General features: G+C 73.7%; 10 protein-coding genes. 5 read left to right on the top strand and 5 right to left on the bottom strand.

The window, feature by feature from the left end:
• Window positions 1-46: 46 nt before the first annotated feature.
• Entirely contained in the window at window positions 47-1,333 is a 1,287-nt protein-coding gene (locus ACIP4P_RS16265; RefSeq protein WP_400918607.1) for an MDR family MFS transporter, read from the top strand.
• A 48-nt stretch (window positions 1,334-1,381) separates the two neighbouring features.
• Here the strand turns inward: ACIP4P_RS16265 and ACIP4P_RS16260 are convergent, their stop codons facing one another.
• Both ACIP4P_RS16260 and ACIP4P_RS16255 read right to left on the bottom strand, forming a co-directional pair.
• Window positions 1,382-5,026: a WGR and DUF4132 domain-containing protein gene (locus tag ACIP4P_RS16260; RefSeq protein ID WP_400918604.1), complete on the bottom strand. Its 3,645-nt coding sequence runs from the start codon at window positions 5,024-5,026 to the stop codon at window positions 1,382-1,384.
• 260 nt (window positions 5,027-5,286) lie between these two features.
• On the bottom strand, window positions 5,287-6,087 hold the full coding sequence (locus tag ACIP4P_RS16255; RefSeq protein ID WP_400918903.1) for an exodeoxyribonuclease III: 801 nt from the start codon (window positions 6,085-6,087) through the stop codon (window positions 5,287-5,289).
• Window positions 6,088-6,405: 318 nt separating this feature from the next.
• On the opposite strand from ACIP4P_RS16255, the gene ACIP4P_RS16250 reads away from it, so the two are divergent.
• The 3 genes from ACIP4P_RS16250 (at window position 6,406) to ACIP4P_RS16240 (ending at window position 8,255) form a co-directional block, all read left to right on the top strand.
• A complete protein-coding gene (locus tag ACIP4P_RS16250; protein ID WP_400918601.1) occupies window positions 6,406-7,179 on the top strand; it encodes a GntR family transcriptional regulator in 774 nt (257 codons plus the stop codon).
• 122 nt (window positions 7,180-7,301) lie between these two features.
• The gene (locus ACIP4P_RS16245; RefSeq protein WP_400918598.1) at window positions 7,302-7,730 is read left to right on the top strand and encodes a hypothetical protein; all 429 of its coding nucleotides are present in this window, start codon (window positions 7,302-7,304) and stop codon (window positions 7,728-7,730) included.
• 96 nt (window positions 7,731-7,826) lie between these two features.
• A complete protein-coding gene (locus ACIP4P_RS16240; protein WP_400918595.1) occupies window positions 7,827-8,255 on the top strand; it encodes a hypothetical protein in 429 nt (142 codons plus the stop codon).
• A 3-nt stretch (window positions 8,256-8,258) separates the two neighbouring features.
• Here ACIP4P_RS16240 and ACIP4P_RS16235 read toward each other — a convergent pair whose 3' ends face one another.
• The 3 genes from ACIP4P_RS16235 to ACIP4P_RS16225 form a co-directional block, all read right to left on the bottom strand.
• Window positions 8,259-9,422, bottom strand: coding sequence for an ROK family protein (locus tag ACIP4P_RS16235; RefSeq protein WP_400918593.1), 1,164 nt, complete (start codon window positions 9,420-9,422; stop codon window positions 8,259-8,261).
• A 247-nt stretch (window positions 9,423-9,669) separates the two neighbouring features.
• Window positions 9,670-9,951 carry a hypothetical protein gene (locus tag ACIP4P_RS16230; RefSeq protein ID WP_400918590.1) on the bottom strand — a complete coding sequence of 94 codons (282 nt, stop codon included), beginning with the start codon at window positions 9,949-9,951 and terminating at the stop codon, window positions 9,670-9,672.
• A 117-nt stretch (window positions 9,952-10,068) separates the two neighbouring features.
• Window positions 10,069-11,613, bottom strand: a complete 1,545-nt coding sequence (locus tag ACIP4P_RS16225) for a hypothetical protein (protein ID WP_400918587.1) — start codon at window positions 11,611-11,613, stop codon at window positions 10,069-10,071.
• Between the two features lie 277 nt (window positions 11,614-11,890).
• Between ACIP4P_RS16225 and paaK the strand changes: the two genes are divergently transcribed.
• A complete protein-coding gene (gene paaK / locus ACIP4P_RS16220) occupies window positions 11,891-13,228 on the top strand; it encodes a phenylacetate--CoA ligase PaaK (protein WP_400918584.1) in 1,338 nt (445 codons plus the stop codon).
• Window positions 13,229-13,295: the final 67 nt, after the last annotated feature.

Here is a 13,295-nt window from a genome sequence, read left to right as displayed (position 1 = left end):
CGGCCCCGGGGTTGCCCGTCGTTCGTGAACTGAGGAGGATGACCAGGTGCTGACACAGCTGTTGACCTGGATCCCGACATCCGCTGCGCCCCGGCTGAAGGCCGGCCTGAGCGGGATGCCGAGAGCCTTCTGGGCCCTGTGGGTCGGCACCCTGGTCAACCGCATCGGCACCATGGTGCAGCCCTTCTTCGCGCTGTACCTGACGAGCGGCCGCGGCTTCTCCACCGCCGTGGCCGGCACTCTGCTGACCGTCTTCGCGGTCGGCATGCTCTTCTCCCAGCTCATCGCGGGCTGGCTGGCCGACCGCTTCGGCCGGCGCGCCACCCTGCTGGGCGGGATGCTCACCAGTGCGGCCCTGATGGTCACGATCGCGCTCAGCAGCAGCCTGTACGCCTTCGCCGTCGAACTGTTCCTGCTCGGCCTGGCGATCGACGTCTACCGCCCCGCCTCCACCGCACTGGTCGCCGACCTCATCCCGGAACGGGACCGCACCCGCGCGTACGGCCTGCTGTTCTGGGCGGTCAACCTCGGCTACACGGCCGGTGTGCTGATCGGCGGGGCGCTGGTCGCCCTCGGCTTCAGCACGCTGTTCTGGGTCAACTCGGCCACCTGCGCCGCCTTCGGGCTGCTGGTCTGGTTCGCCGTCGACGACCGTGCCGCCCCGCCCGCCCCGGCCCCGACCGGGCCGGACGGCTCCACCGCCGGCTCCGGCTTCGGCGCGGTGCTGCGCGACCGGGTGATGTGCGCCTTCATCCTGATCACCGGCGGCTACGCCTTCGTCTACATGCAGACCATGTCCACCCTCCCGCTGGCGATGCGGGCCGACGGCCTGTCGCCCGCCGCCTTCGGTACGGCGATGGCGGTCAACGGCGTGGTGATCAGCGTCGTCCAGCCGCTGGCCGTCGGACGGTTGAGCCGGGCCAACCCCAACCGGGTGCTGACCGTCGGCATGGTGCTGGTCGGCCTGGGCTTCGGCCTCAACGCCCTGGCCTCCTCGGTCTTCGGCTACAGCCTCACCACCGTGCTCTGGTCGCTCGGCGAGATCGCCTTCACCGGCGCCAGCGCGGCCACCGCCGTCGCCCTCGCACCGCCCCACCTGCGCGGCCGCTACAGCGGCGCCTACGGCTTCGCCTGGTCCCTCGGCGGCCTGCCCGCCCCGGTCGTCGGCGCCTGGCTGCTCGACCACGGCTCCGCCGCCCTCTGGCTCACCTGCGCCGCCATCGGCCTGCTCGCCGCCGTCGCCCAACTCCTCCTCGGCCCGGCCGTCGCCCGCCGCATCACCACCGCCGACCCGGCCCCGACCACCACCCCGACCCCGGCCGCGGTGGACTGACCCCGTCCGCCGGAACCCCGGGGTGGTGGTCGAGAGGGCGGCGGGGTGTCACAGCGTGGTCAGCTCGGTGAGGTCGGCGATCACCTCGGAGGCGATGACCGGGTCCAGTTCGGCGAAGGTCGGGAAGGTCCGGTTGAGGGTCCAGTAGTCGTCCGGGCGCTTGTCGAGCCACACCGTTTCCAGCTGCTGCTCGGGGTACGAGTCGTGCATGCCGACCGCGATGCCCTCCTCCGGGGCGATCACCACATAGAGGTCGGGCCCGACCCGGCGGGACAGCCAGCGTTCGACGCCGTTGTCCTGGGGCTCGCCGCGCTGCCAGCCGCGCCGTTCCATGCCGACCAGTCGGGCGGTGGGCAGCACGGGGCCGTTCTCGAAGCGGGTCAGGCGGTGGCCGGCCCGCTCCTCGTCGGTCAGCGCGTACACGGTTCGGCCGAGCTGGCGGAACGGCTGCAGGATCTCGTAGTCGGCGAACAGCTCCGACCAGGCGGCGAGCTCGTCCCCGAGCAGCAGTGGGTGGGCCAGCCGGACGGAGGCCCCGGCGGGCAGGGCGAACGTCTCGTCCCGGAGGTCCGCCAGGGTGCGGTCCTCGGCGACCCGGAACGCCGTCACCGTGCCGTCCGTCCCGGCCAGCCAGACCAGGCGACGCACCAGGTGCCACAGCAGCGGATGCCCGACGAACAGCTGCTCGAACTCCTGCGCCGTCCAAGAGCGTTGGCTGACCATCGCCTCCTCCAGGCGGCGGATCTGATCCCCCGCCACGGTGCGGACGTCCTTCTTCAACGCCGCGAAGCGCTTGCGCTCGGCCGGCGCCAGCTCGGCGTCGTCCCGCGCCCCTGGCACCGGAAGATCCTTGCGACGCACACCGGCCGCATCCAGCACAAACGGCTTCAACTGCTCGTCGAAACCCACCGTGAATCTCCGGGAGCCGTAGTCGACGACCGTCGTCCCGTCGGCCTCCAGCCCGAAATCCGGCACCAGACGGTCGGACAGCTGCTCCCCGGACAGGCCGAGACCGGCCGCCACCTCGGCGATCTTCTCCTGCGCCCGGGTCTTGAGGGCCTTGAACTTCACCCGCTGCGCGATGCCGTGCAGATGCAGCAGGGCGACGTCGGTGCCGATGGCGGCCAGCACCTCCAGACCGTCCACGGCCCGGTGGTGCGCCCCCTCGCCGGGCCACGCCCGCAGCACCGGCGTCAGCCGGCGGACCGTCCCGTCGTCACCGAACCGGCCGAGCACGTGCAGCGCCCACCCGTCCTGGGCGGGCATGCCGGCCAGCCGCCACTGCTCGAACACCGCCCAGCAGAATTCCGTCAACGACTGTGGCTCGCACACCTCCGCCAGCTGATCGAGGCCTGGGTAGAACGCCCCGGCCTGCGACAGCGCGAGCATGGTGAGCACGTGCCGCACCGCCTCGGCGGGCAGGGCGGCCCGGCCGCCGCGCACCAGCAGCTGCGGCAGCATCACCGGCTCCGTCCAGTCGCAGGGCGGGGGAAGCTTCGCCGGGAGCGCGGTCACCAGCGGGTCGGCCGACAGCAGCGTGGCCACGGCCTCCTCCGCCTTCGGCCCGTACTCCCCGGCCACGGCCCGCACCGCTTGCGCGCCGTGCGTCTCGGCGATCACCCGCAGGGCCTGCTCGGCGCCGCGTCGGGCCGCCCCGGCCTTGCCGGTCGCGGCGGGCACCAGCAGCCGCGCCGCGTCCAGGCCGTGCCGGGCGAACCAGGAACGCGCGGTGCTCCCGGCCGACTTGAGGCGCACCAGCCAGTCCGCCATGGTCTCGGCCACCCGCACGTCCAGGTACGGCAGCAGCAGGGGCGCGTGCGTGGCCGGGTTCCCCACCGCGGCGGCCCGGAGAGGTTCGACGGCGTCCGTCCCGAAGCGGGCGGCGACTCGGCGCAGGGAGTCCCCGGAGTGCCAGATGCGCTCACCGACGCGCCACTGCGCGAGCAGGGGCCGGGCCAACTCCTCGTCGCCGTAGGCGAACAGCGCGAGCTCGGCGTGCTGTCCGTCGCGCAGCCGCGCGTCCTCGGGTTGCCCGATCCTGGCCCGGATCGTGGCCGCGACCCGCTGCCAGTCCTCCTCCGACCAGCTCGTGTACCAGGGCTCGGTGCTCGACGCCCATGCCTCGCGCTCACCCGGCAGCCACCGCATCTGCGGTTCCCGAGGCGCGCTGAGGTCGGTCAGCACGCGGGGCCTGGCCGTGGAGCGCGGCCGCGTCCACGGCGGGCTGGTGAACAGCTCCGGCAGCGAATCGGGGCCGACCTCCGGCACCCGCTCGCCGAGGTCGGTGAGCGGCTCGACCAGGGCCGCCTGCTCGGGCGTCAGCTCCGGGAGCAGTTCGAGCGCGATCGTGCGGTGGACGGCGACGTGGCCGGTGAGGAGCTGCCGGGCGAGCTGCTGCGCGGCCGGGGCGGTGGGGGCCACCGCGGCCTCGGCGAGCAGGCGCAGCGCCCGCCGGGGGAAGCGGCGGAGACCGGCCATGAGGGCGGCGCGGGTGGACTTGATGCCGTCCTGCTGGGCCAGGAGCCCCCGGAAGCCCTGGTCGGAGGGGAGCTCGGCGAGCGCGTCCAGGATCCGCTTCTTGCCGTCCTTGTGGTGGTAGCTGGTGGTCAGGTCGTGCAGCAGCACCGGTGCCAGGTCGCCGCCGAGGCCCTCCGCCACGGTCGCGATGATCTCGGCGGACCAACCGTCATAGCTCAGGCTCGGCAGCGGGGGGAGCTTCTCCAGCGGTTCCGCCGAGGAGAGCGAGCACAGCAGCATCGACCACTCGACGACGGCCAGCCGGGAGCCCGACGCGACGCACTCCTCGACCCAGGCGGTCTCGGACGGCACCAGGTACGCCGCCACCACCCGGTGGGTCAGGTCGTTCCGGCAGCCCGCCAGGGCCTCGACCGCCGCGCGGTGGGTCTCCTCGTCGCAGTCCGCCAGCAGCGACCGGACCCGGTCCGCGGCGGGACGGATCCTGCCGTGCCTGTGGTTGGCCCCGCGCCGGACACGGGGGTGGACGGACATCTGGTGGATCCAGTCGGTCTCGACGGCCGTCGTGAACAGCTCGACGGTGGCCCTGGCCGCGAACGGCAGGCCGAACTCGGCCACCCAGGCGTCCACGGCGACGCGGACGTCGTTGTTGCTGGGATACGAGAACACGGCGGCGAGCACCGCCGCACCGAGCGGGTCCCGGCTGCCGGACCGGTGGGCGCGGGCGGCCGCGACCAGTTCGGGGTCACTGCGCTCCGAGGTGAGCGTCTGCTCCAGCCAGTCCCCCATCTGCCGCAGTCCGTCGCGGTACGAGGTCACCGGCTCCTTCCCCGGCGCGGACGGCTTGCGGGGAATGCCGCCCCGGCGCGGGATCAGGGCCCGACGCCAGGCGTCCGGCATGACGAAGACGTCCTCGTCCCCGGGACCGGGGGCCTCGGCCGTGGGCGCGGACACGCCGGCCTGCACCACGGGCACCGGAATCGCCGCCGCATCGGGCTCCGTACCCGCCCCCGCACCGATCTCGCGGTAGCCCTTGCGCTCCTTCTCGGCGACCACCTTGGCGAAGTGTGCCCGCGCCTCCTTCACCGTCGGGAACGCCTTGACCTGCTCCCGCCCGTCCGTACCGCACCGCCCGTACCGCACCGTCACCGCGGCACCGTCGACCGCGGCCTCCCAGAACTTGTCCGAGCCGCCCTCGACGAACTCCCAGCGCCGCACAGCCCCGCCCCTCTCCTCGCACTGATGATCCGGAGACGAACGCTAGCGAGCCCCACCGACAAGCCCGGGCCGACCGCCCTCGCGACTGCGGGGGGACGGACTGCGGCGGGATCGACTGTGGGGGACGGTCACGGCCGGGAGCCCAGGACCGCCGGGCGGCACGTTCGATTCTCCCGGGCGGCCGGCCCGTAGCCGGTCACTCGAAGGAGTGTCGAGGGCGGCGGCCCGACCGCGCCGGGCCGCCGTAGTACCCGGCAGACTCAGGAGAGTTCGTCGAGATCGAACACGGCCGTCACCGGCGCGTGGTCGCTCCAGCGCTCGGCGTGGGTCTCGGCGCGTTCGACGTAGGCCTCGACCGCCTTGGCGGCCAGGCCGGGGGTCGCGACCTGGAGATCGATCCTCCACCCGGAGTCGTTGTCGAAGGCGCGGCCGCGGTAGGACCACCAGGAGTAGGGGCCGGTGCGGTCGGGGTGGAGGGCGCGGACGACGTCGACGTAGCCGGCCTCGTCGTAGACGCGGGAGAGCCAGGCGCGTTCCTCGGGGAGGAAGCCGGCGGACTTCTGGTTGGCCTTCCAGTTCTTGAGGTCCTCGGGCCGGTGGGCGATGTTCCAGTCGCCGCAGACCACGACCTCGCGGCCGTCGGCGGCGGCGCGGGCCCGCAGGGCGGTGAGGTGCACCAGGAACTCCGCCATGAAGCGTTCCTTCTCCTCCTGGCGCTCGGTGCCGACCTCGCCGGAGGGGAGGTAGAGGCTGGCGACGGTCAGCCCCGGCAGGTCGATCTCGACGTACCTGCCGGTGTCGTCGAACTCCTCCGAGCCGAAGCCGATGACGCTGCGCTGCGGCTCCCGGCGGGAGAGGATCGCGACGCCGGCCCGGCCCTTGGCGACCGACGGGGCCCAGAGCGCGTGCCAGCCGTCCAGGTCGCGCAGCTCGACGGGCAGTTGCCCGGGCTCCGAGCGCACCTCCTGGAGGCAGATCACGTCAGCCTCGGTGCCGGCCAGCCATTCGACGAAGCCCTTCCTGGCCGCCGCCCGGATTCCGTTTACGTTCACACTCGTCACCACGATCACCCGGGCAGCCTACCCACTGGCCCGGCCCGCCCCGAAGTCCGGCGCGCGGTGCCGAGCTGTCGTGAGCTGCTCCGGGAGGCCCGGGAAGAGCTGTCGTGAACGTGGCATTAATGTTCGCGACGGCCCCGTCAAGCCGTGCCATTGGTCTTGACCATCTCCGGACGGAGCACCTAGGGTCACTTACTGCAAGGACCTTTAATAAAGAAGGACGGATAAAGGCCCGCTCTCCCACCTGCCGCAACAGCGGGCAGCGGGCCGGGGATCCGCCCTCCTTGTCGTAGGGCGGACAACAGCAGGGTGGAGGACACGGTGGGGACGACAGGACAGCTCTCGGCGGTGCCGGAGCCGAAGTACTGGCACCTGCGCACGGTGTTGCTGCGGGCCATCGACACGGAGTTCTCCACCGGCCAGGTCCTGCCGAACGAGCGCGAGCTCTCCGCCCGCTTCGGGGTCGCCCGGGCCACGCTGCGGCAGGCCCTGGACCAGCTGGAGCTGGAGGGCCGACTGGTCCGCCGCCGGGGCATCGGCACCCTGATCGCCGCGCCGCGGGTCGGCGTCCCGGTCAACCGGCAGGAGGAGGGCTGGCCCGGCGTCGGCCGCAGCCAGGCCTGGCGCACGGTGGACTGCACCTCCGCCCCCGCCTCCGCGCAGCTGGCCAAGGGCCTCGGCATCACCGAGGGTGCCACCGTGCACACCGTCCGCCGGGTCCGCCTGGTCGAGGGCCGGGTGATGGCCTCGGAGTCCCTGCACGTCCCGGCCGCCGCCCTGCCGCACCTGCCCGGCTTCCGCGCCGAGAGCGACCGCGCCCGTTCGGTGCTGCGCCAGCTGGAGCGCCTGGACGTCGACGGCGAGTCTCGCTCCGTCGAGCTCGGCGTCGCCGAGGCCGACGAGGCCGTGCTGCTGGAGCGCCCCCCGGGCACCCCGGTGCTGGTCATGACCACCCAGTACGCCGCGGCCGGCCGCCTGGTGGCGCTCGCCGTCGCCACCTACCGGGCGGACACCTGCAAGCTGACCTTCGGCGGGACCGGCCTGGTCGAGGTCACCCCGGTCGGTGCGACCTCCGAGGTCCGCACCGCCTCCTGAACCACTTCCCGACACCCTCAGACACCGGCCCGGACGCCCAACTGGCGTCCGGGCCGGTGTCGTTGACCGCCACCCCGATGGCTGGTTACCGTGCGGGAGACGGACTCAGGAGGGGGTGGCCGGTGAACCCGGTGCTGGAGTGGTGGGCAAGGGGCGAAGTGCTGGCGTTCGACTGCCTGTTCCGGGCGGACGGCACGGCCCGCGAGGCGGAGTTCGACGGACCGGAACACCTCCGGCTGGAGCTGGGCGACCCGGTGGATGTGGCGGAGCTGGCAGCCGAGCCGTCGTCGGGCGAGCCTGATCTCTCCCTCAATAGCGAGACCGAACTGCCGGATGGTCGAGGCTACTTGCAGTGCGGCGACGGCGGCCTGGGGCACCTCGGCTTCATCGCCCGACTCGGCCCGGACCGTGAGCTGGTGTGGCTGCTGACCACCTCGACCGGCAACCCGTTCCTGCGGGCCACCGTGGAATGGCCGTCGGCGCACTTCGTCAACGACTGGGGTAGCACCCTCACCCTCGACCTGACCGACCCCGAGTACGCCGCCCCGTAGCCCAGCGCCAACTGGCCTCCGGGCCGGTGTCGTTGGCGTCGTGTGGCCGCCGGATATTCGGAGCGGGCGCGGCCGGGATCGGCTATACCTGGAGCGGTGACCAGGATCGTCGAGTTGTGGCGTGCGGGTGAAGTGCCCATCGAATGCGGGCTGTTCCGGGCCGACGGCACCGGGCGGGAGGCGGCGGACTGCGACTCCTCGAACCTGACGGGCTACGGGTTGGGCGGAGCGCTCGACCTGGACGCCCTGCTGGCGGAGGACCCGGAGTGGACGACGGGGGCCGACGTGTTCGCGGAGGCCGAACTCCCGGACGGCGCGGGCCATCTGTGCAGCGGCGGCGGTTCCCACGGGTCCGACGGGTTCTTCGCGCGGCTGGACGCCGACCGGAACCTGGTCTGGGTGGTGCACCTGCTGGCCAACGAGTTCGTCCGGATCGACGTCGAGTGGCCGCTGGCGACGTTCACCAACAACCGGGACAACACGCTGACCATCGACCTGACCGACCCCGAGTACGCCGCCCCGTAGCCCTCACACCCGGGGCGGGTCGACGGCGAAGAGCTGGTCCTCGACGTGGTCCAGGGCGACCCGCAGGGCGCCCATCGAGACGACCTCGGAGCCCAGCGCCGCGAGCGCCACCTCCGGTGCCCGCAGGGTGAATTGGGCGAGGCGTTCGCGCAGCGGCTCCAGGACGCCGTCCAGGCCGGCGGCCCAGCCGCCGATCACCACCAGCTGGGGGTCGATGGCGAGGACCAGGGCGGCGACGCCCTGGACGAGGCGGGTGAGGAAGCGGTCCATGGCGACCTTGGCGACCTCGTCGCCCTCCCGGGCCAGTCGCAGGACCCGGGCGACGGCGGCTTCGTCCAGGGGGTTGAGCGGCTTGCCGGTGGTGGAGAGCAGCCGCTCCGGGGTGACCTCCTGGCCGAGCAGGTGCAGGGCGCCGATCTCGCCCGCCGCGCCGCCGTAGCCGCGGTGCAGCCGGCCGTTGATGAGCGAGCCGGCACCGGGGCTGAGGCCGGCCATCACGAAGACCACGTCGTCGGCGCCGACCGCGGAGCCCTGCCAGTGTTCGGCGATGGCGGCGAGGTTGGCGTCGTTCTCGATCAGGACCGGGCAGCGGAAGGAACGGCGCAGCCGGGCGCCGAGGTCGAGGCCGGTCCAGCCGGGCATCGCGGTGCCGAGCCGGACGGTGCCCTCGCGGTCGACGATGCCGGGGGTGCCGATGCCGACGGCCCACAGGTTGTCCCGGGAGATGCCGGCCTTGCGCAGCACCTCGGCGACGGCGGTGCGGACGGCGGAGAGCCGGTCCTCGGCCTCCAGGGTCTCGTCGACGGGCTTGAAGTGACTGCCCACCACCTCGCCGGTGAGGTCGGCGAGGATGACCCGGATGTCGTGCACGCCGATCTCGATGCCGAGGATGTGTCCGGCTTCGGCCCGGAAACGGAACCAGCGGGCCGGGCGGCCGCGGCGGCCGGTGCCCGGCTGGCCGTCCTCCCGGGGCTGTTCGACCTCGGCCACGAGCCCGGTATCGACCAGGCCCTCGATCACGCCCTCGACGGTCGGCCGGGAGAGCCCGGTCTCGCCGACGAGCTGAGTGAGGGTCACCGAGTGGCCGGTCCGCAGCGCCCGAAGCGTGACCGCCGCGTTGATCCGCCGCAGCAGCGAGGAGTCTCCTCCGGTGAGCCGATCCGCCAAAGCGATGCCCTTCGCCGTTCGCGCGACTGCACTGGCGCGCGGTGTCGAGTGCGCGGGGCCCACCGAGTGGCCCGCGGGGGTCCGCCCCCGGAGACACGGCACGGGCGGCGCGCCGCCGCCCGTACGAGGGCCCGGAGGACTGTCCGGAGCCTACCCGGGGACCGCCCCGCGCGGCGAGGATTCCCGCAGCTCACCCGGGCTTCGGTATCGAAATGGTACGGATCGGGTGGTGGTACGTGACCCGGCTTCACCGGTCGGCCACGGACGGCCCCCGCTGCGGGCGCCGGCCCCGGAGGGACCAGCGCGAGCGCACCGACAGCAGCGAGCCGACGCTGAGCCAGGAGCACGCCGAGAAGGCGCTGACCACCGAGCCGGCCGAGCCGATGGACAGCACGCTGCCGACGGATCCGATCGAGAGCACGGATCCGATCGAGCCGATGGACAGCAGGGAGCCGATGGACCCGAGGGAGGCGACGGAGCCGAGCGAGGCCCGGGAGCGGATCGAGCGCGAGGAGGCGGGAGCGGCCATGCGCCCGATGGTAGCCGCGACCCGGCCGACGCACCCGCCCCTCGGCCCGGCCGGTCCTCAGTCCACCCGGGCTCAGTCCACCCGCGCCCAGTCCACCCGGGCTCAGTCCACCCGCGTTCAGTCCACCCGCGCCACGAACAGCCCCTGCCCCAGCAGCCCCATCGGGTGCCCGTCCTCCGGCAGGGTGAGCACGGTCGGGCAGCCCGCGGCGGTGAGGGCGGCCCGCCAGTCGTCGGCCGGGTGGGCGGTGAGACCCCGGGAGTCGCCGGTGATCAGCAGGTCGAGCTGCTCGGTGACGGGCGCGAGCAGCAGCAGGCGCCCGCCGGCGGCGAGCAGGCCGACCAGCGCCGGGACCTCCTCCGCCGGGCTGCCGACGGCGGTGGCGACCACCACGTCGTAGCGCCCGCCGTCCGGGGCGAGGTGGTGGTCGACGTTCTGCCGGGGCCGGGCGGCGAGGGCCCGGGTGATCGCCGTCTCTGCGCCGTCGCGGTCGAGTTCGAGCACCCGCAGCGGCTGCGGCCCGCGGTGGGCCTCGCCGGTGGCGCGGACCAGGGCGCCGAGCGCGGTGCCGAGGTAGCCGCGGGCGGCGGTCCAGCGGACCGGGGCGGCGGCCGCGCGGGGCGCCTCCTCACCGCTGAGCAGCTTGGGCAGCCGCAGCGCGCCGCGGCGGACCCGGTCGAGGACGGCGCCGGTGCCGAGGCCGTCGGCCCAGGCCTCGGTGGCGGGCCGCCAGGCGTCCCGGACCTCGGCGGAGCTCAGTTCGGGCGCACCGGAGTAGACCGGGCCCTGGGCGCCGCCGTCCCGGCGGGTGATCAGGCCGTGCCGGGCGAGCGCGTCGAGCCAGCGGCCGACCCGGGGGCGCTGGGCGGGGGTGACCTGGGCGGTGGCGAGGAGTTCGGCCTCGGAGCAGCCGTGCTGGGGGTCGGTGAGCACCCCGGCCTGCTGGAGGGCGTGCAGCAGGGCGGTGAGCACGGCCCGGTCGAGGTGGGCGCCGAAGCCGGTGATCTGTTCGGCGGTGAGGCCGATGCTGTGCTTCCAGGCGGCGGCGGTGGCGGCCTCGGTGTCGGCGCGCAGCCGGCGGTCGGCGGCCTCGGCCTGGCTGTCGGGGGCGCGGACGTGGGCGAGCACGGCGCCGAGCGCGTCGACGGCGGCGTAGACGTCGTCCTGGCGGGGTTCGGGCCCGACGTGCAGGACGAGCCGCAGGTCGCCGAGGTCGTGGTCGGTCAGGCCGGGCTGCCGGCTGAGCCGCCAGAGCAGGGCGGAGGGCAGGCTGAGGTGGGTGGTGCCGTTGGCGGCGAGGGCGCTGAGCTGCTCCTCGGGCCGCAGTTCGGGGTCGGCGCAGTGCACGGTGCCGCCGGCCAGCAGGGTGGCCAGGGCGAGTTCGACGGCGAGGTCGGTGGCCGGGTGCAGCACGGTGTGCCGGATCGGCGGCGGGCCGAGAACGCCGGCCCAGTGCCGCAGCCGTTCCTCGGCGGCGCGGGCGGTGGAGGGCGGCAGGGCGGCGTGTTCGGCGACGCGTTCGGCGAGGGCCCGGGGCAGGCCGCCCGGCGGGGAGACGCCGAGCAGCAGGCCGATGCCGCTGATCGCGCGTCCGTCGGCGACGACGGCGGGCCGGTCGCCGAGCTCACGCAGCGCGCTGACCAGCGCAGGGGTCGAGGCCAAGGTGATCACTCCGGGGTGCAGGGGAGAAGCCGCACTACTGAACCATGCGTCCGGGCCGGTGGAGGCCGCCGCAGAGTCAAACTTCCGTAATGATTTTCATATCGGCCATCCAAGCGGCGGGCACGGCCCCGCCACGAACGCGTCGGAAGTTCACATTCCGGAACCGTTGCGGCATCCCTTGACAGGTGGTTCGGGTGCTGGATTACTTGGCCTGGGCTTGGCCTGACCGAACGATCGGTTGGCCGTTCGGCCCCGGCCGACCAGCGGAGGAGCGACGATGACCGGCAGCGCACCCCACCCGGACCGACGCCTGGGGGAGCGCATTCCTCCCGCCCTGCTGGACGCCGGCGAGCGGATGGGCGTCGACGAACTGCGGGCCCACCAGCTCGACCGGCTCCAAGCCACCCTGCGGCACGCCTACGACCACGTCGAGCTCTACCGCCGCAAGTTCGACGCCGCCGGGGTGCGCCCCGAGGACTGCCGGACGCTGGACGACCTCGCCCGCTTCCCCTTCACCACCAAGGCCGACCTGCGCGAGGGCTACCCCTTCGGCATGTTCGCCGTCCCGATGGAGCGGGTCCGCCGGATCCACGCCTCCAGCGGCACCACCGGGCGCCCGACCGTGGTCGGCTACACCGAGAACGACCTCTCCATGTGGGCCGACGTGGTTGCCCGCTCGATCCGCGCGGCCGGCGGCCGGCCCGGCCACAAGGTGCACATCGCGTACGGCTACGGACTGTTCACCGGCGGCCTGGGCGCCCACTACGGCGCCGAACGGGCCGGCTGCACGGTCATCCCGGCCTCCGGCGGCATGACCGCCCGCCAGGTGCAGCTGATCCAGGACTTCCGGCCGGAGGTCATCATGGTCACCCCGTCCTACCTGCTCACCCTGCTGGACGAGTTCGAGAAGCAGGGCCTGGACCCGCGCGCCAGCTCGCTGCGGATCGGCATCTTCGGCGCCGAACCCTGGACGGAGGAGATGCGGCGGGAGATCGAGGAACGGCTCGACCTGCACGCCGTCGACATCTACGGCCTCTCCGAGGTGGTCGGCCCCGGCATCGCCCAGGAGTGCGTGGAGACCAAGGACGGGCTGCACATCTGGGAGGACCACTTCTACCCGGAGGTGGTGGATCCCTTCACCGACGAGGTGCTGCCCGAGGGGGAGAGCGGCGAGCTGGTCTTCACCTCGCTCACCAAGGAGGCGCTGCCGGTCATCCGCTACCGCACCCGCGACCTCAGCCGACTGCTGCCCGGCACCGCGCGGCCGGCCTTCCGGCGGATGGAGAAGGTCACCGGGCGCAGCGACGACATGATCATCCTGCGCGGGGTGAACCTGTTCCCGACCCAGATCGAGGAGATCCTGCTGCGCATCCCGGGGGTGGCCCCGCACTTCCAGCTGCGGCTGACCCGGCAGGGGCGGCTGGACCACCTGACCGTACGGGTGGAGGCCCGGCCGGAGGCGCCCGCCGACCTGCGCGAGGCGGCCCGGGAGGCGGTCGTCCGGGCGGTCAAGGACGGGGTGGGCGTGACGGTCGCGGTCGAGGTGGTGGACCCGTACACGCTGGAGCGCTCGGTCGGGAAGATCAAGCGGGTGGTCGACGAGCGGCCCCGCTGAGCGGGCCGGCTGAGCGGGCCGGCGGGCCGCCGGAACGACGAGGTCGGAGGCGCACGGCTGTCCGGGG

Source organism: Kitasatospora sp. NPDC089509 (genome assembly GCF_044749365.1).
In the GTDB taxonomy this organism is placed as follows: domain Bacteria; phylum Actinomycetota; class Actinomycetes; order Streptomycetales; family Streptomycetaceae; genus Kitasatospora.
The sequence above is the reverse complement of the archived record's forward strand: the minus strand, read 5'-3'. Positions and strand labels throughout refer to the sequence as shown.